Below are 20,772 nucleotides of genomic sequence, written 5' to 3'. Positions count from 1 at the left end.
GGCGGCGGACTGATGGACGCACTATACGAGCGGCAGGCGCGGCGACTCCATCGCTATTTCGCTGAGGCTGGTTTCGCGTTTTGCGAAACCGGGCGGGAAGGCTTGCGGGGACGGGCCTGCTTGGCCGACACGGGGGCGGCGCAAGCCGAAGCGGCCAGCATGGCGGCCACCGCCATGCCGGATCCCGACATCGCATGCGCCGGCTGATGGCACAGCACGAAGCGGCGCGTGGCCCATTCCCCTTCCACCGTGACGGTGGCGAAGCGATCGCCGCCGGCCAGCAGCTGCGCCACTTTCTCTGGCATCAGGCCGATGCCGATGCCCTCGGCAATCATCGCCGCCATGCTGTGGAAGCTGCGCACCATGATGCGCATGTGCAGCACCTGCCCGCTCTGCGCCGCCAGCCTTCCCAGCGACAAGGACAGCGCCGCGCCTTCGGACAGGCCGATCACCTCATGCGGCAAGATATCGCCCAGCGTCACGCGCTTCTTGCCGGCCAGCGCGTGGCCGTGCGGCACCGCCAGCACCAGGCGATCTTCATGGTAGGGCTGGGTCGGCAGCTCGATGCCGCCCAGCGTGCTCTCGTAGATGCCGATGTCGGCCACGCCGCGCGTGACGGCTTCCACCACGCCCTGGCTGTTGGCCTCCAGCAGGTCGATCTTGATGCCGGGATATTGCTCCTGGCAGCGCCGGATATCCTGCGCCAAAAATTGCAGCACGGCCGAGGTGCAAGCGGCCAGCCGCACCACGCCCATGTTCCCCTGGCGAAAGGCGGTGGCGTCGTCCTGCATGCGCGCCACCGAGTGCATCATGCTGCGCACGTGCGCCAGCAGCGCGCGACCGGCATCGGTCAGCGCCATGCCATGCGGCAGACGCTGGAACAGCGCAATGCCGAACTGCGCCTCGAACTCCTGAATGCGCCGCGACGCCGCCGCCGGCGCCAGGAAGATGCGCTCAGCCGCCTTGGTCACCGCGCCCAGCTCGGCAGTGGCCTCGAACAGGCGCAGCGTGGTCAGGTCGAAATGGATGCGATCGAGCGCGGAAGCGATGGCGGAAACGGCGGGGTCTTGGCGGGCTGGCATGGCGGCAGGAGCGGGACAGGAAGTTGCGGCTATAAGTGGGGATATTCTACGCGCCGTCCGTGCAGGGCTGCGCCGGGCCGCGCGCCGGCTTGCGGTATCATGCGCGCATTCTCACATCCGCCAAATCGCAATACATCATGAATAGCTCCCCTTCCCTGCCGCCGCGCGGCTCCCCGACCCGCGCGGCCTGGCTCAAACCCGCCCTGTTCCTGCTGGTGGCGGTGGTCGGCCTGTACTACGTCAAGTGGTCGCCCTACTACCTGAAATCCTTCGTCGCCGCCGACAAGCACAGCATCGGCGGCTCCATCCTGGCCAACGCGCCGACCGCGCCGTGGTCGGCGGCGCTGGAATACGCCGGGGTGTACTTCCTCGCCATCTGGAAAGCAGCCGTGCTGGGGGTGCTGCTGGGTTCGCTGGTGCAGGTGCTGATCCCGCGCAACTGGCTGCTGCGCGTGTTCGGCCGCGCCGGGCTAGGCTCGACCGTGCGCGGCGGCCTGTTTGCGCTGCCGGGCATGATGTGCAGCTGCTGCGCCGCGCCGGTGGTGGCGGGCATGCGCCGCCAGCAGGTATCGGTGGGCGCCGCGCTGGCGTTCTGGATCGCCAACCCGGTGCTGAACCCGGCCACGCTGGTGTTCATGGGCTTTGTGCTGGGCTGGAATTTTGCGGCGCTGCGCCTGGTGGCCGGCGTGTTACTGGTGCTCGGCGTGTCGCTGATCGCGCAACGCATCTCGCAACCGGACGCGCTGCCGCAGGCGGCGCTGGATGCGGTGTCGCAAGCCGAAGAGACGGACGATCAGCGCGGCTTTGTGGCCCGCTGGTTGCAAAAGATGTGGCAACTGTTCTGGAGCACCGTGCCGGTCTACATCGTCGCCGTGCTGGCGCTGGGCGCGGCGCGCGTGTGGCTATTCCCTCAGGTGGACGCCTCCATCGGCAACGGGCTATTCTGGATCGTGGCGCTGGCGGTGATCGGTACGTTGTTCGTGATCCCGACCGCGGCCGAGATTCCCATTGTGCAATCGATGCTGGCGCTGGGCCTGGGCGTAGGCCCGGCAGTGGCGCTGCTGATGACCCTGCCCAGCATCAGCCTGCCTTCGCTGCTGATGCTGCGCAAGTCGTTCACGCCCAAGGTGCTGGTGACGGTGACCGCGCTGACGATGCTGGTCGGTGTGATCAGCGGCCTGGTCGGCGTGCTGGTGCTCTGAGCGGACCGACCAGGCAGGCCGATCAGGCGGGCTGATAGTTGCGCAGGAAGTCCACCACCTCGGACTGGTTGCCGGCGAACAGCAGGCGGGAGCGCCTGGACTCCCGCTGGTATTCATACATCGGATCGTAGTACTCGGACAGCAACGTCTCGATCCAGGCGCGGTGCAGGTCGACCGCGCCGTCTTTCTCCTGGCGCGCCAGCGCGTCTTCCATCAGCTTGTTCAGCCTGCGGTAGCGCTCATCGCCCAGGCGCTTTTGCAGTTTGCCCAGCGCCGCCAGCAGATGCTCGCGATAACGCGCGAAACCATGTTCCGCATCCAGCGCCAGATATTCGGCGCACAATCCCACCACGTAGTCACGCAGGATGCGCTCGACGCGCCCCGCCCGGCTGTCTTCCAGCCACACCATGGGAAACTTTTGCATGCCCTGGTGCAACGACAGCGGCAAGGCGCAGGCGCCGATCAGGCGACTCTCGTCCTCCAGCGCGAACCAGTGATGGCCGCGCGCCTGTTGCTTGAGCAGCGCAATCGCCAGGCGGTGCTCAAAATCGATGGGCGCCGGCTGCGGCGTGGCATGCCGGCCGAAGCTGGAGCCGCGATGGTTGGCGTAGGCCTCCAGGTCGAGCGCGTTGTCCAGCTGCGCCAGCACGTCGGTCTTGCCGCAGCCGGTCATGCCGCCCACCACGACAAAGCCGGCCCCGGCCACGGCATGCTCGATCGCATCCATCAGGAAATGGCGCATCGCCTTGTAGCCGCCGGCCACGCGCGGGTAGGCGATGCCGGCCTCCGACTTCAGCCACTGCTGGGTGATGCCCGAACGCAGCCCACCGCGGAAGCAATACAGGCAGCCCTCGGGATGGGCGCGCGCGAAGTCGGCCCAGGCCTGGATCCGCGCCTCCTTCAGTGCACCGCCGACCAGCTGGTGGCCCAGCTCGATGGCGGACTGCTGGCCCTGCTCCTTGTAGCGGATGCCGACCTGGTGACGTTCGTCATCGTTCATCAACGGCAGGTTGACCGCCATCGGGAACGCGCCCTTGCCGAACTCCACCGGCGCCCGCGCGTCCAGCATCGGCGTGTCGCCGATGAACAGTTCGCGGCTGGGCTGGATATCCGCCATCAGACGACCTCGACTGCGTAACGCTGTCGCTCGACCAACTCACCAATAGGCGCCAGCTCCAGGCCCAGCGCCGCGGCGGTAGCCAGGAATTCAGGATTGGCGTCGGGCTTCACGGCCACCAGCAGGCCGCCGCTGGTTTGCGGATCGCACAGCAAATTGCGCTGCGCGTCGCTCAGGGGACTGATCTTGGCGCCGTAGCTCTCGTGGTTGCGGCCGGTGCCGCCCGGCACGCAGCCTTCGGCCAGGTAATGCGCCACGCCCGGCAGGCTGGGCACGCGTGCGTGGTGGATAAGAGCTGACACGCCGCTGCCTTCGCACATCTCGACCAGATGGCCCAGCAGGCCGAACCCGGTCACGTCGGTCATCGCCACCACGCCGGGCAGCTTGCCGAAGCGGCTGCCCGCCTTGTTGAGCATGCACATCCAGTCGCGCGCCGCGCCGATGTCCTCGGGACGCAACTTGCCCTTCTTCTCTGCGGTGGTGAGGATGCCGATGCCCAGCGGCTTGGTCAGGTACAGCAGGCAACCGGCGCTGGCGGTGTCGTTGCGCTTCATGTGGCGCTTGTCGACCACGCCGGTCACGGCCAGGCCGAAGATCGGCTCGGGCGCGTCGATCGAGTGACCGCCGGCCAGCGGGATGCCGGCGGCGTCGCACGCCGCACGGCCGCCGCGCACCACTTCGCGCGCGACTTCCGGCGGCAGCACGTTGACCGGCCAGCCGAGGATGGCGATCGCCATCAGCGGGTCGCCGCCCATGGCATAGATGTCGCTGATGGCGTTGGTGGCGGCGATGCGCCCGAAGTCAAACGGATCGTCGACGATGGGCATGAAGAAATCGGTGGTGGACACGACGCCGCGCTCGTCGTCCAGCGCGTACACGGCGGCATCGTCGCGCGAGGCATTGCCGACCCACAGCTTGGGATCGAGATTCTGTGCGCCGCTGCCGGCCAGGATGACGTCCAGCACCTGCGGCGAGATCTTGCAGCCGCATCCGGCGCCGTGGCTGTACTGTGTCAGGCGGATGGGTTCGCTCATGGGAATGTCCTGAAAGATCGGAGGGATGCCGATTCTAGCAGCGTTTGCGACAGCGGGCCGCCGGCTGCGAGCGGGCCTGCGCGGGCCCGGAAAACAAAAAAGCCCCGCAAGAAACTTGCGAGGCTTTCGATTCTTTGGCTCCCCGACCTGGACTCGAACCAGGGACCTGCGGATTAACAGTCCGTCGCTCTACCGACTGAGCTATCAGGGAACAGCTGAGGGCGCGATTATGAAGGAAAATTTCTTTCGTTGCCAGTAGGCCGGAAGAAATTTTTTACACCATTCATCATCGCCGTTGCGCTTCTCATCCCATGCGCAAACTTGAGCTCTGATTCAACCCGTCGATCATCGTCGCGTCTGCATCGGAATGCACTGCCGACGATTACCAACCGGGTTCAATTGAAAAGGCCCCGCAACTTCTGCGAGGCCTCTCATGTTCTTTGGCTCCCCGACCTGGACTCGAACCAGGGACCTGCGGATTAACAGTCCGTCGCTCTACCGACTGAGCTATCAGGGAACAGCTGAGAAAAAGATTATGACCCGGATTTTGCGTTCTGTCAAAACTTTTTTCTCTCAGGCCATCTTCCCGGGGACAGGAAAATGGCCGATTCCGCTCTTACAGAACCTTGGCGATGGCGTCGACGACGGTGTCGATGTTCTTCGAGTTCAATGCAGCCACGCAGATGCGACCGGTGTCCACCGCGTAGATCGAGAACTCGTTGCGCAGGCGCTCGACCTGGGCCTTGGTCAGGCCGGAGTACGAGAACATGCCGCGCTGCTTGATCACGAAGTCGAAGTCGTGGCCCGGCGCCTTTTCCTTCAGCTTGGCCACCAGCAGCTGGCGCATTTCGCGGATGCGCACGCGCATCTCGGCCAGCTCGTCTTCCCACAGCTTGCGCAGTTCCGGCGAGGCCAGCGCAGTCGCGACGACCTGGCCGCCGTGGATCGGCGGGTTGGAGTAGTTGGTGCGGACCACGCGCTTCAATTGCGACAGCACGCGGGCAGCTTCTTCGGCGCTGGCAGCGGCGATCGACAGCGCACCGACGCGCTCGCCGTACAGCGAGAAGGACTTGGAGAAGGAGTTCGACACGAACAGCGGGCCGCCGGCTTCAGCGAAGCGGCGCACCACCTGGCCGTCTTCTTCGATGCCGTCGCCGAAGCCCTGGTAAGCCATGTCCAGGAACGGGACCAGGCCGCGCGAGGTCACCACGTCGATGACTTGCGTCCACTGGTCGTCGGAGAGGTCGGCGCCGGTCGGGTTGTGGCAGCACGCGTGCAGCAGCACCACGGAGCCGGACTTCATGGTCTTCAGGGCATCCAGCATGCCGGTGAAGTTCACGCCGCGGGTGGCGGCATCGTAGTAAGGATAGGCATTGACCTTGAAACCGGCCATCTCGAACAGCGCGCGGTGGTTTTCCCAGCTCGGATCGCTGATCCACACTTCAGTGCCGGCGGCGGAGAAGTGCTTCAGGAAGTCGGCGCCCAGCTTCAGCGCACCGGTGCCGCCCACGGCCTGCACGGTGATCGCACGCTTCTCGGTCACCACGGCGCTGCCGACTCCGAACACCAGCTCCTGCACGGCGCGGTCATAGGTCGCCAGGCCGTCGATGGGCAGGTAGGTACGCGGGGCCAGCTTGGCGATCAGTTCCGCCTCTGCCTTCTGCACGCACTGCAGCAGCGGCACCTTGCCGTTGTCGTCGTAGTACACGCCCACGCCCAAGTTGGTTTTGGCCGGGTTCTTGTCGGCGTTGTAGGCTTCGGTCACGCCCAGGATAGGGTCGCGGGGCGCCATTTCGATGGCGGAGAACAGGGAGGCGGAGACAGGTGCGTTCATCGTGATAACATGAAAAGTTAGCTGCAACAAAGCGCTGCAGAAAGGGATGGGAGCATGGCCGCAGTGGATTGCCATGCACCGTTTTGCAACACCGCATTCTAGCAAATGTCGATGCCCAATCACAGATACAGGCGGGTGTAAAAGCAGGCCGAATCTGCATCAACCCATGCAGATTCGACATATGCGCAGCCGCGCCGCGCTTGAAGTTGGGCGATTCGGCTGCATCTGACGCGTATTGGCGCCCGACGGCGCCGACTGCATTTCCCGGCCGCAACGCCCGCGCCCCGTGATGAGGCGCGGGCCGCACCGCCGGCAGGCAAACCTCAACCGCACAGGTTACCGATCACCATGGCTGAACTGACAACGATCAATCCAGAGCTCGACGACAGCAAGTTCGTCACCTTCCCCGACTCGCCCTACAAGCTCTACCAGGTCTTCCCGCCCGCCGGCGACCAGCCGGCCGCGATCGACAAGCTGGTGGAAGGCGTCAACGATGGCCTGTTCTTCCAGACCCTGCTGGGCGTGACCGGCTCGGGCAAGACCTACACCATGGCCAACACCATCGCCCGCCTGGGGCGCCCGGCCATCGTGTTCGCCCCCAACAAGACACTGGCGGCACAGCTCTACAGCGAATTCCGCGAGTTCTTCCCGCACAACGCGGTGGAATACTTCGTCAGCTACTACGACTATTACCAGCCGGAAGCCTACGTGCCGCAGCGCGACCTGTTCATCGAGAAGGACTCCTCGATCAACGAGCACATCGAGCAGATGCGCCTGTCGTGCACCAAGTCGCTGATGGAGCGGCGCGACGTGGTGATCGTGGCGACCGTCTCGGCCATCTACGGTATCGGCAATCCCAACGAATACCACCAGATGATCCTGACGCTGCGCGCCAAGGACAAGGTGGCCCAGCGCGACATCATCGCGCGCCTGATCCAGATGCAGTACAGCCGCAACGAGACCGACTTCGGCCGCGGCACCTTCCGCGTGCGCGGCGACACCATCGACATCTTCCCGGCAGAGCACGCCGAGCTGGCGGTGCGCATCGAGATGTTCGACGACGAGATCGACAGCCTGCAACTGTTCGACCCGCTGACCGGCCGCGTGCGCCAGAAGATCCCGCGCTTCACCATCTACCCCGGCTCGCACTACGTGACGCCGCGCTCGACCGTGCTGCGCGCAGTGGAGACCATCAAGGAAGAGCTGCGCGAGCGGCTGGAATTCTTCCGCAAGGAAAACAAGCTGATCGAAGAACAGCGGCTGGAGCAGCGCACCCGCTTCGATCTGGAAATGATGGCCGAGATCGGCTTCACCAAAGGCATCGAGAACTATTCGCGTCACCTCTCCGGCGGCAAGCCGGGCGACCCGCCGCCGACGCTGGTGGACTACCTGCCGCCGGACGCGGTGATGTTCCTGGACGAGTCGCACGTGCTGATCGGCCAGTTGAACGGCATGTACAACGGCGACCGCGCGCGCAAGGTGAACCTGGTGGACTACGGCTTCCGCCTGCCCTCGGCGCTGGACAACCGGCCGCTGAAGTTCGACGAGTTCGAGAAGAAGATGCGCCAGACGGTGTTCGTCTCGGCCACCCCGGCCGACTACGAGAAGCAGCACTCCGACCAGGTAGTCGAGCAGGTGGTGCGCCCCACAGGCCTGGTGGACCCGATCATCTCGGTGCGCCCCGCCACTACCCAGGTGGACGACCTGATGCAGGAAATCACCGACCGCGTCGCCCGCGACGAGCGCGTGCTGGTGACCACGCTGACCAAGCGCATGGCCGAACAGCTGACCGAGTTCCTGTCCGACAACGGCATCAAGGTGCGCTACCTGCACAGCGACATCGACACCGTGGAGCGCGTTGAAATCATCCGCGACCTGCGCCTGGGTACCTTCGACGTGGTGGTCGGCATCAACCTGCTGCGCGAGGGCCTGGACATCCCCGAAGTCTCGCTGGTGGCGATCCTGGATGCCGACAAGGAAGGCTTCCTGCGTTCCGAACGTTCGCTGATCCAGACCATCGGCCGCGCCGCCCGTAACCTGAACGGCATGGCCATCCTGTACGGCGACGTGGTGACCGATTCCATGCACAAGGCAATCGGCGAGACCGAGCGCCGCCGCGCCAAGCAGATGGCCTTCAACGAAGCCAACGGCATCGTCCCGACCGGCATCAAGAAGGAGATCCGCGAACTGATCGACGGCGTGTTCAACCCGTCGGAGGCGCGCGCCGAGCTGATGGTGGCGCAGGAGCAGAAGAACTACGAATCGATGAGCGAAAAGCAGATCAGCAAGGAGATCAAGCGTCTCGAGAAGCAGATGCAGGAGCACGCCAAGAACCTCGAGTTCGAAAAGGCGGCTGCGGCGCGCGACCAGCTGCATGTGCTGAAACAGCAACTGTTCGGCGCACCGGGGAGCGATACGGCGGCGGCTTGATTGCGGCCGGCGCCTTCTTTCTGACGCCGTCGTTCTGATGCTGCCGCTCTGATGCCTTCTTTCTGAAGGCGTTTTCTGATGGCGCGAGCGGTGGCGCAAAAGCGCAGGCAAGCAAAACGACACTGGGCCCCTGCTTTCGCAGGGGCGACGGTGGTAAATTTTTCAATTACCTGTCGTTCCTGCGAAAGCAAGAACCCAGCGTCGTTCGTCGCATCACGCCCGGCAACTGATAATCCTTGATCAAACAAAATTTGCCTGACAGCTGCGCCGGCAAAAGCAACGGCAGTTGCAGCTTTCAACGCCCTGTCGTTCCTGCGAAAGCAGGCCCCCAGCGTCGTCCGTCACATGCCGATGCAAGCCGACCGGCGCGCCGTTATACAATGCCGCCTTTCCGATGACGGCCATCCGCACTCCCCCTCATGACCACGCCCGCCACCTCCCTGCCCGCCGACCTGCTGGGCTTGATCCAGACTGCCGATCCTTCCTGGCACGCCACCCTGCGCGCCGGCCTGGAAGCGGTCGCCCAAGCCGACCCGGCTTATCTGGGCGTGCTGGCGCAGGACAACTACCTGCCCACCGAAGGTCGCCTGTTCGCTGCCTTCAAGCAACCCATTGATGCGGTGCGCTACGTGCTGGTCGGCGAAGGCCCCTACCCGCGCGCGGCCAGCGCCACCGGCGTGTGCTTCATGGATGGCGCGGTCGGCTCGTTGTGGTCGGACAAGGGCTTGTCCAAGCAGGTCAACCGCGCCACCTCGTTGCGCAACTTCATGAAGATGCTGCTGGTGGCCGACGGCGCCCTGCAGGCCGGCAACACCAGCGGCGACGCGCTGGCCGGCATCTCCGCGCAGGCGCAGCAGGACACCGCCGGCACGATCCAGACCCTGGCCGACCTGCAGGCCAACCTGGAGGGCCACGGTTTTCTGCTGCTCAACGCCAGCCTGGTGTTTCGAGAGCACGTGGCGCCGGTCAAGGATGCGCGCGCCTGGAAACCCTTCTTCGACACCGTGCTGCGCGCGCTGGCCGACCACGCGCAGGCGCGCGGCACGCCGCTGCCGACGCTGGTGCTGTGGGGCAAGATCGCCGAACAGCTGCACAGCCTGCCGCAACTGGAAGCCTTCCCTCGCGCAGTGGCCGAGCACCCCTACAACCTCAGCTTCATCGAGCACGGCGGCATGCAGCAGCTGTTCGGCAGGATGCAACTGTTGAAGCGCAAAACCGCATGAAAAAAGCCCGGTCGATGCCGGGCTTTTTTATATGGGTGGCGCAGCGCCGCCGATCAGAATTACTCCCCGCTGTCGCCGCGCCGGCGGCGGTCTTGGGCGCTGTCACCGCAGCAGCCGCCGGCTTGGCCGGCTTGCCTTGAGCGCGATCGACTGCGGCGTCACCGCCGCCGGTTCGACGGGACGCTCTGCCATGGCGATAACAATCGGAGGGCTGTAAACGACAAATCCCCGCCATGGCGGGGATGGGTGCGTTCTGCGAGGAACTTGTGTGGTGCGCGCCATTGCGGCGGCGCCGTGCGGGCCATGCGGCCCCGGCCTGGGGCCCGGGTATTGCTGCTTTGCCTGTCCGGCCTGCGGTTCCGACAATACGGAACCGGTCTCGTCATTTTCTTCAGGCTCACGGAACCTGGTGCTGCTGGTATTGCTGTTGCTGCTTTTGCCTTGCCGATGCTCAGATCTGCGATTGCAGCTTCCAGACGGCTTGCAGGTGGCTGTTTTCCAGCTGACGCAGGCGGCTTTCCATCTCGACGTGGTCTGCAACGCCTTCGAAGTAGGCTGCATCGTGCAGCTCGGCAGCGTCGTTACGCACCGGCTTCAGGGCGTGGGCGGCGATGATTTGCTGGACGGCGAACTTGGCCAGCTCGACCAGGGCGCGCAGATTGTTAGAAAAACCGGCATCTTTTACAAATATACTAACGGTAGACATGATCTTCACTCACTGTTAAACGTTTCGGTGATTGAAGAATAAGGTCGACCCTGTCTTTTGCAAAGCAACATTTTCCGACACCAATATAAGTTTTTCTTACATCATGTCCTCATCCCTGCCCCCGCTCAAAGCCCTCAAGGTGTTCGAAGCGGCAGTCCGGACGCGGAGTCTGACGCTGGCGGCCAGCGAGCTTTTCATCACCCACAGCGCGGTCAGCCAGCAGATCAAATCGCTGGAGGAATACTTTGAACAGCCGTTGTTTTTGCGCCAGTCGCGTGGCGTGGAGCCAACAGAAGCGGCGCTGGCCTTCTACGCCGAGGTAAAAGCCAGCCTGGATCGCATCGCCCTTGCCGCCGAGCAACTGACCCTGGCCGGCAAGGGCCGCGTGGTGCGCCTGATCGCCGCGCCGTCGGTGGCGATGCGCTGGCTGATCCCGCGCCTGTCGCAGTTCCAGATCGACAATCCGCGCATCGAGGTGCGCGTCACCACCACCATGTCGGAGTATTTCGAGGATGTGAAGGATCCGTTTGACGTGATCCTGTGGCGCAGCCCGCTGGAGCGTAACGGCTATGAATGCGTGCGCTTTCTGGACGATGTTTCGGTGCCGCTGGTGTCGCCGCACTTCCTGGCCACCCACCCGATCAAGGTGCCGCGCGACCTGGTCGAGGTACCGCTGATCCACCTCTCCAGCCGCTCGGCGGCCTGGTCACAATGGCTGAGCAAGGCCGGCGTGGCGGTGCGACGCAAGATGCCGGGCACGGTCTACGAGCACTTCTTCCTCAGCCTGCAGGCGGCTGCGACCGATCTCGGCGTGGCCATGGGCACGCTGGCCCTGGTGGACGACGACCTGTCCCACGGACGATTGATCCAGCTATTTCCGGAAGTCGTGCTGCATGGGGAGGGATTCCACATGATGTACCGCAGCGCGGCCGACTCCAACCCGGCGCTGAAGACCTTCATCACATGGCTGATGCAGATGGGGCAGGCATCCGCCTATGATCCGGCGCGGACGCATCCGGCGGACTTTCCCGGGGAGCATTGAAGCCGCAGCGGATCCGGAACACCGCCAACGCCGCTGGGCCCCTGCTTTTGCAGGGGCGACGAAAATAGAGATTCGGTATTTGTCGTTCCTGCGAAAGCAGGGGCCCAGTGGCATTTTGTGCGCCTCGGAAGGAGGCTTGCGTCTGCCGGCTCAGTCCGCCGACTTCAGCACATGCACTGCGCGATCGGCGATCAGGTCCTTGGATTTTTCGCGGTAGTCGGCCATATGCGGCAGCGTGAAGTGCAGCTTCAACGCTTCTTCACTGACCCACTTCTCGACGAAGGCGAAGGTGTCCGGGCCCATCGGCGCCTGGTTGGGGCCGAAGCCGTCGACGTCAATGACCAGGCCGTATTCGATACAGCCCTCTTCCGCGCGCACGGCGGCGAGGTTGGCGCGGGCAAAGTTGAGCAGCTCTTCGCGCTTGCCGGGCTTGGCGGTGATGATGGCCACGACGGTAATGGTGCTCATGCTTGTCTTCTCCTTATAGGGTGCAATGGAACACGCCGGGCACCAGCCCGGCGCGAAGGCCACAAGCATACGCGATTTGGTCGCGGCGCGTCCGCGCTCAGTTGAGGCGGATCTTCTCCAGCAGCTGGCTGACGTTGTAGCGCATCAGCGAGAGATAGTCCGGCGCCGGGCCGCCGACCTTAGACAGCGCGTCGGCATACAGCTTGCCGCCGGCGCTCACGCCCGCTTCGCGGCCGATCTGCTGCAGCAGCTTGGGGTTGGCCATGTTCTCGAAGAACAGCGCCTTGATCTTCTCGCTCTTGATCTGGCGAATCAGCGAGGCCACCTGCTTGGCGCTGGGCTCGCTGTCGGTGGACACGCCCTGCGCCGCCAGGAAGCGCACCTTGTAGCGCGCGCCGAAGTATTCGAAGGCGTCGTGCGAGGTGATCACGCGACGCTTGGCTTCGGGGATCTGCGCAAACTGCTGCGCGGCCCACTGATCCAGCTCCTGCACCTTGGCGACATAGGCCTCGCCGTTCTTCTTGTAGACCTCGGCGCCGGCCGGGTCCAGCTTGGCCAGCGCGGCGGCGATGTTGCGCGCGTAGACCACCACGTTCTGTGGATCCTGCCAGGCGTGCGGATCGTCCTTGCCGTGATGATGGTGATCGTGACCGGCATGGTCGTGATCGTCGTGCCCCTCATGCTCGTCATCGGCGCGCTCGCGGGCCTTGATGCCGGCCGAGGCGGTCACGATGGCGCCGCGGTAATTGGCCGACTGCGCCAGGCGCTCCATCCAGCCTTCGAAACCGAGGCCGTTGACCACCACCAGCTTGGCGCGCGAGACGGACTTGATGTCGTCCGGCGCCGGCTGGAACACGTGGGCGTCCTCATCGGGGCCGACCAGCGTGGTCACGGCGATACGCTCGCCGCCGACATTGGCGACAATGTCGCCCAGGATGCTGAAGCTGGCTACCACCGGGATGCGCTCGGCAGCCGTGGCGGATACGCCGGCCGCCAGCGACAGGCCGGCCAGCAGGAAGGAAATGGGACGCAGCAGGTTCATGCAGACTCCGAAGAAAAGACGGGAAAGGACGCGAAAGGAATTCAGCCCCGCAGGTGCGGCCGGCGCAGCAGGCGCGGCAACCAGCCGCGCGGCGCCAGCAGCAGCGAGGCGGCGTACAGCACGCCGGCGCAGACGATGATCACCGGGCCCGACGGCACCGAGGCGTAGTAGGAAATCAGCAGCCCCGCATAGCCGGCGATGGCCGCCTGCAGCACGCTGTTGCACAGCTGGGCCGGCAGCGTGTCGTGCCACAGTCGCGCCGACACCGCCGGCAGCATCATCAGGCCGACCGCCATCAAGGTGCCCAGGGTCTGGAACGAGGCCACCAGGTTCATCACCACCAGCATCAGGAACACCTGCTGGTAGATCGCCCCGCCGCTGCGTCCGCCGCCCACGGCCATGTAGGCCGGGTCGAAGCTTTCCAGCAGCAGGCCGCGGTACAGCGCGGCGATCAGCAATACGCTGGCGCTGGCGACGCCGGCGATCAGCACCAGGCCTTCGCTGTCCACGCCCAGCACGTTGCCGAACAGGATGTGCAGCAGGTCAAGCTGGGTGCCGTGGCGCGAAATCAGGATCACGCCCAGCGCCAGCGCCACCACATAGATGGCGGCCATGCTGGCGTCTTCCTTGAGCTCGGTGTGGCGACTGATCCAGCCGGCCACCGCCACCACCAGCACGCCGGCGGCAAAGCCGCCGATAGACAGCGCCGGCAGCGACAGGCCGAAAAAGATGAAGCCCACCGCCACGCCCGGCAACACCGCGTGGCTCAAGGCCTCGCCGAACAGGCTCATGCGGCGCAGCGTGAGCAGCACGCCCAGCGGCGCGCTGCCCAGGGCCAGCGCGAACGCCGCTACCAGTGCGCGGCGCATGAAAGAAAATTCCTGGAAGGGTTCGAGGGCGAATTGATGGAAGGCGGACAACCACGTCATTGCAGGCCGCCTTTCGTGCCGGCTTGCGCGCCGCCGTCGTGATGATGATGGTGGTGGTGATGCGCGCCCGCGTGCGCATGGCCGGTATGGTCGTCATGCAGGCGCGACAGCGCCAGCACCTCGGCCTCGCTGACCTCGCAGATGTCGGCATGCTCGTCCACCGCCTCGGCCATGGCGCGCGCGCGCAGCAGGTTGTCTTCGCACATGACGTCGGCGGTCTCGCCCCAGGCCACCACGTTACGCGCCAGCAGCAGCGTCTGGGGGAAGGCGCGGCGCACCTGATCATGGTCGTGCAGCACCGCGATCACGGTACGGCGCTCGGCATGCCAGGCAGCGATGATGCGCAGCAGGTCGCCGGTGGTGCGGGAATCGATGGCGTTGAAGGGCTCGTCCAGCAGAATCACCTCGGCATCCTGCAGCAGGATGCGGGCGAACAGCACGCGCTGGAACTGGCCCACCGACAGGCTCGACACCGGCCGGTCGGAGAAGCCCTCCAGCCCCACCGCCGCCAGCGCGCGGCGCGCGCGTTCGGCCATGCCGGCGTCGATGCCGCCCCAGTTGCCCTGCGCCTGCCAGTAACCCAGCAACACGCAGTCCTGCACCGAGATCGGGAAGCTGCGATCGATCTCGGCCTGCTGCGGCAAATAAGCGATGCGCTTGACGTCGACATGGGTGATCACGCGACCGTCATTACAGCGCACCAGCCCCAACATGCTCTTGAGCAAGGTGCTCTTGCCGGCGCCGTTGGGGCCGACCACGGCGGTCAGAGAACCGCGCGCAAATGCGCCGTTGACGTGGTGCAGCGCCGGATGCCGGCGATAGCTGACGGTCAGGTTCTCCAGGGAAATGGCGGCGGTCAGGGTATTCATTGCCCGGCCTCCCCCAACGCCCACATCACGCCCAGCCACAGCAGCAGGCATACCGGCACGACAGCCAGCACGCGCACCCACCAGGGGCTGGCGAGCACGCCTTGCTTCATCAATAAACGAGAGAGAACCGACACCACGGACAACCTGACTAAGAAGGATGCGCATGCACAGCGCACGCGCAAAAGCTGAGAAAACAAGGCGAGCGACGGCGGCGATCCGGAATCTGCCGGCACGTACCGCAACCCTGTTGCAAAAATCGGGAAAGACCGAATTATAATGCAACCCTGTTGCAGAATGTAACAAGACTGAATTTTTCCGGCAGGCAGGTTCAAAATGCCGAGCTTGACCTGCATCCGTTCGCAGCAACACCGTTCATTTCAGACCAGAAAGCCGCTCATGCCCCGCTTCACGTCCCGCCTCTCCCCTGCCGCCCTTGCCCTGCCTCTGATCCTGTGCGCCGCCGCGGCCCAGACGGTCCACGCGGCCGACGCCCACGATCATCAAGGCAACCACCCGGCCCACGTGCATGGCGTGGGCAAGCTGGACGTGGCGCTGGAAGGCAACACGCTGACGCTGCACCTGGACTCCCCGCTGATCAACCTGGTCGGCTTCGAGCACGCCGCCACCAGCACAAAGGACAAGGACACCGTGGAAGCCGCCGCCAAGATGCTGCGCGACGTCACCCGCATCTTCGTGACCGACCCGGCCGCGCAGTGCAAGCCGGCTGAAGTGCAGCTGGAGTCCGCCGTGCTGCCGCCGGCCCTGCTGGGCGAGAAGACGCCCAACACGCAACAGGCGCCCACCGACGGTCATGCCGACCTCGATGGCGACTTCACCCTGGTCTGCGCCAGCCCCGGCGCGCTGAACACGGTGGATGTCGGCGGCCTGCTGCGCGCCTTCCCCGGCTTCCAGCGCATCGACGTGCAACTGGCCACGCCCAAGAAGCAGGCCGCCTTCCAGCTGACACCAGGCAACAGCGTGATTCCGGTCAACTGATGCTACTGCTCCCTGCGGCGTGACCGGGGAGTCATGCCGCCGACAGCTTGCGGGCGTATCATGCGCCTGCCGCCTCGTTTGCTTCCCTCGCTTCCCGCCGTCCGCCTGACATGAACCAGCCACAGCCCGTCCCCGCCGCAATCCATCTGCGCGACCTCAGTTTTACCTGGCCCGGCCAGCCGCATCCCGCGCTGGCGCTCGACGAACTACGGGTGGAGGCGCGCGAGCATGTCTTCATCAGCGGCCCCAGCGGCAGCGGCAAGAGCACCCTGCTGGCCGCCATCGGCGGCATCATCGCCCCGCAGTCGGGCAGCACGGAAGTGCTGGGACAGGCGCTGCAACGCCTGCCGGCAGCGCGCCGCGACCAGTTCCGGGTCGACCACATCGGCTTCATCTTCCAGCAGTTCAACCTGCTGCCTTATCTTTCGATCATCGACAACGTGCTGCTGCCTTGCCAGTTCTCCGCCTATCGCAAGCAACGCGCCCTGCAGCAGGGCGCCGACCTCAAACAGGCGGCGCAGTCGCTGCTGGCCGCGCTGGACCTGGCGCCGGCGCTGTGGACGCGGCCGGTGACGCAGCTCTCGATCGGCCAGCAACAGCGCGTGGCTGCTGCCCGCGCGCTGATCGGCCGGCCCGAGATCATCGTCGCCGACGAGCCGACCTCGGCGCTCGACAGCGATCGCCAGCAAGCCTTCCTCGACCTGCTGCAACGGGAATGCGGCCATGGCGATTCGGCGCTGGTGTTCGTCAGCCACGACCTGCGCCTGGCCGAACGCTTCCACCGCCGCATCGCGCTGGAACAGATCAACCGCACCGCCGCGCCCGAGGAGTCGGCATGAAGCTGCTGCTGCGCCTGGCCGCGAAAAGCGCCTGGAACCGCCGGTTCACGCTGGGGCTGATGTTGTTGGCCATCGCCCTGTCCACCACCATGCTGCTGGGCATCGAGCGGGTGCGCCACGAAGTGCGCGCCGGCTTCTCGCAATCGGTGTCAGGCACCGATCTGGTGGTCGGCGCGCGCACCAGCCCGATCCAGCTGATGCTCTATTCGATCTTCCGCATTGGCGGCGCCACCAACAACATGGGCTGGGACAGCGCCCAGAGCCTGGCGCGCAACCCGGCGGTGGCCTGGACCATCCCGCTCTCGCTGGGCGACTCGCACCGCGGCTTCCCGGTGCTGGCCACCAACGAGGACTACTTCCGCCACTTCCACTACGGCGACGGCCGCGCGCTGCAGCTGGCGCAGGGCCGCGCCTTCGCCGACGTGTTCGAAGCCGTGCTCGGCGCCGAGGTGGCCGACAAGCTGCATTACAAACTGGGCGACCACATCGTGCTGGCCCATGGCATGGGCGGCCTGGGCTTGACCCAGCATGCCGACAAACCCTTCGTCGTCACCGGCATCCTGGCGCGCACCGGCACCCCGGTGGACCGCACCGTGCACATCGGCCTGGCCGGCATGGAAGCCATCCACCTCGACTGGGAAGGCGGCGCGCCGCTGCCCGGCGTGCACATCGCCGCCAACCTGGTGAAGAAGTTCGATCTCACGCCCAAAAGCATCACCGCCGTGCTGGTGGGCCTGAAGAGCCGCGCGCGCGTGTTCGCCCTGCAGCGCGACATCGCCGACGGCGACGGCTTCAGGGAGCCGCTGATGGCGGTGCTGCCGGGCGTGGCGCTGGACCAGCTGTGGGACGTGGTCGGCATCGGCGAGAACGCCTTGCTGGTGGTCTCCGGCATGGTGGTGGTGGTCGGCCTGGCCGGCCTGGTGGCGGCGATCCTGGCCAGCCTGGGCGAGCGCCGGCGCGAGCTGGCGATCCTGCGCTCGGTGGGTGCGCGGCCATGGGACGTATTCCTGCTGCTGTCCATCGAAGGCCTGGGCGTGATGCTGGCCGGCGTGATCCTGGGCGTGCTGCTGCTGACGGCGCTGCTGCTGGCGCTGGGGCCGATGCTGGCGTCGCAGTTCGGCATCGCGCTGCAGCCTGCCTGGCCTGCCGCAGGCGAATTACAATTGCTGCTTTGGACCGTTCTCGCCGGTTTTGCCGCCAGCCTGCTGCCGGGGCTGCGCGCCTACCGCCTGAGCCTGTCCGACGGCCTGACTCCACGCATCTGAATTCCGACTCCTGACATGAAAACCGTATATTGGATGGGCGGCATCGTCGCTGCCGGCCTGCTGGTCGGCACCGGTGTGCGACTGCTGGCGCATTCCGGCGACGAGCCTGCTGCCGCGCCGGCGGCCGACGTCGCAGCAGCCCCCCGAACCGCCGACGCGCCGCTGGCTGGCGCCGTTCCCGCCGTCACCGCCCGCGCCAACGCCGGCAGCACCGTCGATGGCGTGGCTGCCGCCTCCGGCGGCCAGTACCAGGTGGGCGAGCATCTGAAGCAAAGCGTTACCGACGCCGACCAGCCTTACAAGGCCTCGGGCAAGACCGTCAACGGCTTCCAGGAGATCGCCTGGGAAAGCCTGATCCCGAAGGACTGGGACGCCATGGCGCCGTTCAAGGGCCTGAAGCTGGACCAGATGGACGACAACGACCCGCGCGCCGATGCCGCATTGTGGAAGGCCAAGAAGTACTGGAAACAGGCCCCGGTCGACGCCTCGGTGGAAGGCAAGGCCGTGCGCCTGCCAGGCTTTGTGGTCTCGCTCGACCGTGAAGGCGAGGCCTTGAAGGAATTCCTGCTGGTGCCCTACTTCGGCGCCTGCATCCACGTGCCGCCGCCGCCGGCCAACCAGATCATCCACGTCAAGAGCGCCAAGGCAGTCAAGGATGTGCGCACCATGGACGCGGTCTGGATCAGCGGCGTGATCAAGGTGGAGCGCTCCGACTCTTCCATGGGCGCCTCCGGCTACAGCATGAGCGCCGTCAAGGTCGAGCCTTACACTGCGCCCGACAACAACGGCTGATCCGTTTTGCGCCGCCCCGCCCGGGGCGGCGTCGTCTCCGCTTCCCCATCCTGCGCTGCGCTTGCTGCGTGCGTCCCGCGGCGGCGATCTCTCCCTCTCCCTCTCCCTCCAATCCCCCCTGCCCCGACGCCATCGTCCTTGCGATTTCCATCGGCCGGCTTATCCACACTTTCCGGGGGCAAGCTTGTGGAAAAGGCGTTAACAAGCCAGACAAGCCCTTGATCCGAAAGGACTTTCCTGTAACGCACCAGTCCACGGCAAGCGCCGCGCCCCCGGCATTTTCCTCGGCCGGCGCGCCTTGCGCCGCCGCACCGGCCCGACAGATATCCACACTTTTTGGTGGCAAGCCTGTGCAAAACCCCTTGAGAAGTGGCTTAAGCCATTGATCGCAAACAACATTTCATTTCCGTAGCAAAGCGCGTCAAACCGGCCGCGATGCATCGCAGATATCCACACATTTTGGTGGCAAGCCTGTGGAGAACAGCTTGAGAACTCAGCTAAGTCACTGATTGGAAAACGATTTCCACGCCGGTCGCGGCGCGAAGCAGAAAACAGGCAGCGCGCGGGCGCAACCCGGCTCCTCGTCACCCATGCGCGTGGCGCAGCGCGAATATCCACACAATATGGTGGCAAGCCTGTGGAGAAGCCCTGAGCAAGCGAGGCAAGTCATTGATTCGAAAGGACTTTTCATTTTCGCAACAATGCGTGGCAACGGGGGTGAAAATGACGGAAAACCAGGCTGCCGCAACCCCGGACATATCCACATATTCTGGTAGCAAGCTTGTGGAGAAGCCGTTAACAAGTGGATCAAGTCCTTGATCGCAAAGGACTTTCCTCTTGCGTAGCAAAGCGTGGCAGCAAGAGACTTCCCCAAACCGGGCGTCAGGTGCAGCGCCTGCCGCGCGCGCCGGGTTCGGGCAGATATCCACACTTTTTGGTGGCAAGCCTGTGGAGAAGCACTGAGCAAGCACACCAAGTCCTTGATCGCAAAGGACTTTCCCCTTCCGTAGCAAAGCGCGGCACATCATGGGCAACACGGTCGGCGCGGCGCATCAGGCCATGCTGCTGCGCCGGCCGTCGGGCTGACGCGCCGGATATCCACATATTTTGGTGGCAAGCCTGTGGAAAAGGCGTTAACAAGCCACCCAAGTCCTTGATCGGAAAAGGAATTCCATTGGCCGCACGTTCTTGTGCAAACCGATGGCAGCACTGCAGGCAAAAGAAGAAAACGCGGGAAGAAAAAGGGAAAAGCAGAAAGGGAAAAGCAGAAACACAAGAGAAGGCAATCAGGTGTCACCCGCCCACAGCTCACGACAAACCGCAGGCGGGTGGAGACGCACCCCGCGTCGCGTGACCGGGTCCGCTTGCGCTTGCCGGGAAGGGAGGATCGCGACTTCCAATACGTGTGCGTACTGCCGGGTTATGACGCCACTGTCCGGCGTTGGCGTGATGCTCTACGAGAGAGACTGGAATGCGGTGACGGGCAGGCGCCCGCTTGAAAAAAATAGCCTGCGATGCGCTCGCATCGCAGGCGAAACATCTGCAACAGGTACAGAGGAGACAGGCAGGATATTAATGCGCGCGTGTGACACCGGCATGACAATGCGCCCTCTTGATCGGGGCGCGGACGATTGCGGATGAAAGGCGCGGCGCGGTCTTGCCGATCGCCATCGCAATCGTGAGGAACGCAACAAAATGAAAAGGCAATCCGGATGAACAATGAAAAACGCCACCGTGTCACGATGGCGTCATACAGGCAGGTTATCTTGGCGACTCTAGTGCGGTACATGCAACCGATATGCATGATCGCATGGTGTGTTGGACACTCGTCCAGCACACCCTCCCTACGGAGGCTTAGGCCCCGCCTGCAAGAATTCCCTTCCGCTTCGCTTCCGGTTATTC

17 protein-coding genes and 2 tRNA genes are annotated in these 20,772 nt (G+C 64.9%); 8 read left to right on the top strand and 11 right to left on the bottom strand.

Annotation, left to right across the window (positions count from 1 at the left end; translation table 11 throughout):
- Window positions 1-53: 53 nt before the first annotated feature.
- Complete coding sequence (locus tag J8I26_RS00475) at window positions 54-1,082, bottom strand: LysR family transcriptional regulator (protein WP_209603039.1); 1,029 nt, start codon at window positions 1,080-1,082, stop codon at window positions 54-56.
- Between the two features lie 137 nt (window positions 1,083-1,219).
- Here J8I26_RS00475 and J8I26_RS00470 point away from each other — a divergent pair, with 137 nt between their 5' ends.
- Window positions 1,220-2,284: a permease gene (locus tag J8I26_RS00470; protein WP_209603037.1), complete on the top strand. Its 1,065-nt coding sequence runs from the start codon at window positions 1,220-1,222 to the stop codon at window positions 2,282-2,284.
- Window positions 2,285-2,306: 22 nt separating this feature from the next.
- On the opposite strand, the gene mnmH is transcribed toward J8I26_RS00470, so the two are convergent.
- The 5 genes from mnmH to J8I26_RS00445 all read right to left on the bottom strand — a co-directional run bounded on the left by mnmH (window position 2,307) and on the right by J8I26_RS00445 (window position 6,269).
- A complete protein-coding gene (gene mnmH / locus J8I26_RS00465) occupies window positions 2,307-3,401 on the bottom strand; it encodes a tRNA 2-selenouridine(34) synthase MnmH (protein ID WP_209603035.1) in 1,095 nt (364 codons plus the stop codon).
- Entirely contained in the window at window positions 3,401-4,435 is a 1,035-nt protein-coding gene (selD, locus tag J8I26_RS00460; RefSeq protein ID WP_209603034.1) for a selenide, water dikinase SelD, read from the bottom strand. Before selD ends, mnmH begins: the two co-directional genes overlap by 1 nt.
- A 135-nt stretch (window positions 4,436-4,570) precedes the next feature.
- A tRNA-Asn gene (locus tag J8I26_RS00455) sits at window positions 4,571-4,646 on the bottom strand.
- Window positions 4,647-4,876: 230 nt separating this feature from the next.
- Window positions 4,877-4,952 (bottom strand) — tRNA-Asn (locus J8I26_RS00450).
- Between the two features lie 99 nt (window positions 4,953-5,051).
- Window positions 5,052-6,269: an amino acid aminotransferase gene (locus J8I26_RS00445; protein WP_209603030.1), complete on the bottom strand. Its 1,218-nt coding sequence runs from the start codon at window positions 6,267-6,269 to the stop codon at window positions 5,052-5,054.
- Between the two features lie 348 nt (window positions 6,270-6,617).
- On the opposite strand from J8I26_RS00445, the gene uvrB reads away from it, so the two are divergent.
- Together uvrB and J8I26_RS00435 are read left to right on the top strand one after the other, a co-directional pair.
- Entirely contained in the window at window positions 6,618-8,699 is a 2,082-nt protein-coding gene (gene uvrB / locus J8I26_RS00440; protein WP_209603027.1) for an excinuclease ABC subunit UvrB, read from the top strand.
- Between the two features lie 419 nt (window positions 8,700-9,118).
- Complete coding sequence (locus J8I26_RS00435; RefSeq protein ID WP_209603025.1) at window positions 9,119-9,922, top strand: uracil-DNA glycosylase; 804 nt, start codon at window positions 9,119-9,121, stop codon at window positions 9,920-9,922.
- 451 nt (window positions 9,923-10,373) lie between these two features.
- On the opposite strand, the gene J8I26_RS00430 is transcribed toward J8I26_RS00435, so the two are convergent.
- Complete coding sequence (locus J8I26_RS00430) at window positions 10,374-10,628, bottom strand: hypothetical protein (RefSeq protein ID WP_209603022.1); 255 nt, start codon at window positions 10,626-10,628, stop codon at window positions 10,374-10,376.
- Between the two features lie 103 nt (window positions 10,629-10,731).
- On the opposite strand from J8I26_RS00430, the gene J8I26_RS00425 reads away from it, so the two are divergent.
- On the top strand, window positions 10,732-11,670 hold the full coding sequence (locus J8I26_RS00425) for a LysR substrate-binding domain-containing protein (protein ID WP_209603021.1): 939 nt from the start codon (window positions 10,732-10,734) through the stop codon (window positions 11,668-11,670).
- A 150-nt stretch (window positions 11,671-11,820) separates the two neighbouring features.
- Here J8I26_RS00425 and J8I26_RS00420 read toward each other — a convergent pair whose 3' ends face one another.
- From J8I26_RS00420 to J8I26_RS00405, 4 genes are all read right to left on the bottom strand, one after another.
- A complete protein-coding gene (locus J8I26_RS00420) occupies window positions 11,821-12,138 on the bottom strand; it encodes a putative quinol monooxygenase (protein ID WP_209603020.1) in 318 nt (105 codons plus the stop codon).
- Between the two features lie 97 nt (window positions 12,139-12,235).
- Window positions 12,236-13,180: a metal ABC transporter substrate-binding protein gene (locus J8I26_RS00415; protein WP_209603018.1), complete on the bottom strand. Its 945-nt coding sequence runs from the start codon at window positions 13,178-13,180 to the stop codon at window positions 12,236-12,238.
- A 41-nt stretch (window positions 13,181-13,221) separates the two neighbouring features.
- Window positions 13,222-14,109: a metal ABC transporter permease gene (locus J8I26_RS00410; protein ID WP_209603017.1), complete on the bottom strand. Its 888-nt coding sequence runs from the start codon at window positions 14,107-14,109 to the stop codon at window positions 13,222-13,224.
- Window positions 14,106-14,969: a metal ABC transporter ATP-binding protein gene (locus tag J8I26_RS00405; protein ID WP_209604705.1), complete on the bottom strand. Its 864-nt coding sequence runs from the start codon at window positions 14,967-14,969 to the stop codon at window positions 14,106-14,108. Before J8I26_RS00405 ends, J8I26_RS00410 begins: the two co-directional genes overlap by 4 nt.
- Window positions 14,970-15,374: 405 nt before the next feature.
- Here J8I26_RS00405 and J8I26_RS00400 point away from each other — a divergent pair, with 405 nt between their 5' ends.
- The 4 genes from J8I26_RS00400 (at window position 15,375) to J8I26_RS00385 (ending at window position 18,870) form a co-directional block, all read left to right on the top strand.
- Complete coding sequence (locus J8I26_RS00400; protein WP_209603015.1) at window positions 15,375-15,974, top strand: DUF2796 domain-containing protein; 600 nt, start codon at window positions 15,375-15,377, stop codon at window positions 15,972-15,974.
- A gap of 110 nt (window positions 15,975-16,084) precedes the next feature.
- Window positions 16,085-16,813 carry an ABC transporter ATP-binding protein gene (locus tag J8I26_RS00395; RefSeq protein WP_209603013.1) on the top strand — a complete coding sequence of 243 codons (729 nt, stop codon included), beginning with the start codon at window positions 16,085-16,087 and terminating at the stop codon, window positions 16,811-16,813.
- On the top strand, window positions 16,810-18,078 hold the full coding sequence (locus tag J8I26_RS00390) for an ABC transporter permease (protein WP_209603011.1): 1,269 nt from the start codon (window positions 16,810-16,812) through the stop codon (window positions 18,076-18,078). The genes J8I26_RS00395 and J8I26_RS00390 overlap by 4 nt, the downstream gene beginning before the upstream one ends.
- 15 nt (window positions 18,079-18,093) lie before the next feature.
- A complete protein-coding gene (locus tag J8I26_RS00385; RefSeq protein WP_209603010.1) occupies window positions 18,094-18,870 on the top strand; it encodes a DUF3299 domain-containing protein in 777 nt (258 codons plus the stop codon).
- The last annotated feature ends 1,902 nt before the right edge of the window (window positions 18,871-20,772 follow it).

The organism is Herbaspirillum sp. LeCh32-8, from assembly GCF_017814915.1.
In the GTDB taxonomy this organism is placed as follows: domain Bacteria; phylum Pseudomonadota; class Gammaproteobacteria; order Burkholderiales; family Burkholderiaceae_D; genus Herbaspirillum.
This window is presented reverse-complemented; position numbering and strand designations above follow the sequence as displayed.

What these genes read in the sequence shown, in the direction of transcription:
- J8I26_RS00475 (WP_209603039.1), bottom strand. Translation starts at nt 1,082, where the DNA reads ATGCCAGCCCGCCAAGACCCCGCCGTTTCCGCCATCGCTTCCGCGCTC.
- J8I26_RS00470 (WP_209603037.1), top strand. Translation starts at nt 1,220, where the DNA reads ATGAATAGCTCCCCTTCCCTGCCGCCGCGCGGCTCCCCGACCCGCGCG.
- mnmH (WP_209603035.1), bottom strand. Translation starts at nt 3,401, where the DNA reads ATGGCGGATATCCAGCCCAGCCGCGAACTGTTCATCGGCGACACGCCG.
- selD (WP_209603034.1), bottom strand. Translation starts at nt 4,435, where the DNA reads ATGAGCGAACCCATCCGCCTGACACAGTACAGCCACGGCGCCGGATGC.
- J8I26_RS00445 (WP_209603030.1), bottom strand. Translation starts at nt 6,269, where the DNA reads ATGAACGCACCTGTCTCCGCCTCCCTGTTCTCCGCCATCGAAATGGCG.
- uvrB (WP_209603027.1), top strand. Translation starts at nt 6,618, where the DNA reads ATGGCTGAACTGACAACGATCAATCCAGAGCTCGACGACAGCAAGTTC.
- J8I26_RS00435 (WP_209603025.1), top strand. Translation starts at nt 9,119, where the DNA reads ATGACCACGCCCGCCACCTCCCTGCCCGCCGACCTGCTGGGCTTGATC.
- J8I26_RS00430 (WP_209603022.1), bottom strand. Translation starts at nt 10,628, where the DNA reads ATGTCTACCGTTAGTATATTTGTAAAAGATGCCGGTTTTTCTAACAAT.
- J8I26_RS00425 (WP_209603021.1), top strand. Translation starts at nt 10,732, where the DNA reads ATGTCCTCATCCCTGCCCCCGCTCAAAGCCCTCAAGGTGTTCGAAGCG.
- J8I26_RS00420 (WP_209603020.1), bottom strand. Translation starts at nt 12,138, where the DNA reads ATGAGCACCATTACCGTCGTGGCCATCATCACCGCCAAGCCCGGCAAG.
- J8I26_RS00415 (WP_209603018.1), bottom strand. Translation starts at nt 13,180, where the DNA reads ATGAACCTGCTGCGTCCCATTTCCTTCCTGCTGGCCGGCCTGTCGCTG.
- J8I26_RS00410 (WP_209603017.1), bottom strand. Translation starts at nt 14,109, where the DNA reads ATGACGTGGTTGTCCGCCTTCCATCAATTCGCCCTCGAACCCTTCCAG.
- J8I26_RS00400 (WP_209603015.1), top strand. Translation starts at nt 15,375, where the DNA reads ATGCCCCGCTTCACGTCCCGCCTCTCCCCTGCCGCCCTTGCCCTGCCT.
- J8I26_RS00395 (WP_209603013.1), top strand. Translation starts at nt 16,085, where the DNA reads ATGAACCAGCCACAGCCCGTCCCCGCCGCAATCCATCTGCGCGACCTC.
- J8I26_RS00390 (WP_209603011.1), top strand. Translation starts at nt 16,810, where the DNA reads ATGAAGCTGCTGCTGCGCCTGGCCGCGAAAAGCGCCTGGAACCGCCGG.
- J8I26_RS00385 (WP_209603010.1), top strand. Translation starts at nt 18,094, where the DNA reads ATGAAAACCGTATATTGGATGGGCGGCATCGTCGCTGCCGGCCTGCTG.